At 73.7% G+C, this 1368-nt stretch carries 1 protein-coding gene and 1 pseudogene; both read right to left on the bottom strand.

Annotation, left to right across the window (positions count from 1 at the left end; all coding sequences use genetic code 11):
- Window positions 1-566, bottom strand: a 566-nt coding sequence (locus D471_RS39825; protein WP_017601982.1) for a VOC family protein, incomplete at its 3' end; no start/stop codon positions are given.
- 286 nt (window positions 567-852) lie between these two features.
- Window positions 853-1368: pseudogene (locus tag D471_RS36885) on the bottom strand (hypothetical protein); the annotation flags it as partial.

Raw genomic sequence — 1368 nt, forward strand, 5'->3', positions numbered from 1 at the left:
AACTCCCGCCCCTCGGCGCCGCCCGCCGGGGCGATGATCCGATAGGGCTCAGGACTGTCCGGAAGGGCGAAGTCCTGGTAGCGCCAGCCGAACAGCTTGGAGTAGAAGGACAGCGCGCCCGCGCTGTCCGGCGTCCACAGCTCGACCCAGCACAGGCTGTTGGCCTGGTCGGTGACCCCCATACCCGGGAAGTCACGCGCCTCCCAGAGCCCGAAGTCCCCGCCCTGGGGATCGGCGCAGAACGCCATGCGGCCGAACGAGAGGGCGTCCGTCGGCCCCTCGTGCACCACGCCGCCGAGACTCACCACGGCACGGGCGGTCTCGTCGACGTCGCCGGTGGCGAAGTAGACCGTCCACACCGGCCGCTGCCCCTCCTGCGTCAGCGGCCCGAGCCCGGCCAGCGGTATCCCGTCCAACTGGAGCATCCGGTACCCGCCCGTCTCCGGCGCCGCCTCGCTGGCGGTCCAGCCGAACACCTTCCGGTAGAAGGTGACGGAGGCCTCGATGTCCGGCGACCCCAGCTCGATCCAGCACGGGGAGCCGGGAACGAAGTCGGTGGTGATCATGGGTACCCCTTCTGCGTGTTTCCACGAAACGCACCACCTCCGAGTCTCTCCCTCCCCCGTGCCGGGAACGAGCCGCGACGCGGCAAAGACTCACACAACTCCCGCGTCGGACCGGTGTCCGGACCCGCCATCGCGGTCACCACCCTCCTCCCCGGGTCCCGGGCCGCGGGAGCCTGGGCCGCCGCAGCGCTGATCACCGCGTACCCGGTCCCCCACGTCGACGCGCTACGCACCGCGCCTGTGCGCGGTGGTCGTGGAACCGCGGCCCCGGCCGGACGCTCCTGACCTACTCAGCCGCCCCCGGCCCACCCTCGGAGGAGCGCCTCGCCCCGCTCTCCGCCGCCACACCGTCAGGTGTCCCCGATGGCACGACCGCCCACCACACGCCCGCGATCGTCCCGACCGACAAGACGCCGCCGACCGCCGACGTCAGCGCGTCGGGGGCCACCACCGACTGCCCCCGCAGCGCCTGCCAGGTGGTCAGCGCGAACAGCCCCGCGTACGCCGCCGCGACCACGACCACCAGTCGCACCCGGGCCCGCGCGCGCCGCGGTCCCCGGCCGGACCGCGTCACCGCCGTCAGGGCCAGCGCGAACAGGATCATCACCTGGAGCCCGTGCAGCCCCACGAAGTGCGGCACCCTCAGGTCCCCCGCGACCGTGCTCCACCCGACCAACGGCAGCCCCGGACCGCCGTCGGGCGCGCCCACGGTGTGCGCGCCGATCACGTCCGACCCGCCGCCCGCCAGAGCGGCCTCCTGCTCGGGTGTGGCGGGGGACATGAGCAGCGCCACCGGCATGCC

Source organism: Nocardiopsis lucentensis DSM 44048 (genome assembly GCF_000341125.1).
Classification (GTDB): domain Bacteria; phylum Actinomycetota; class Actinomycetes; order Streptosporangiales; family Streptosporangiaceae; genus Nocardiopsis; species Nocardiopsis lucentensis.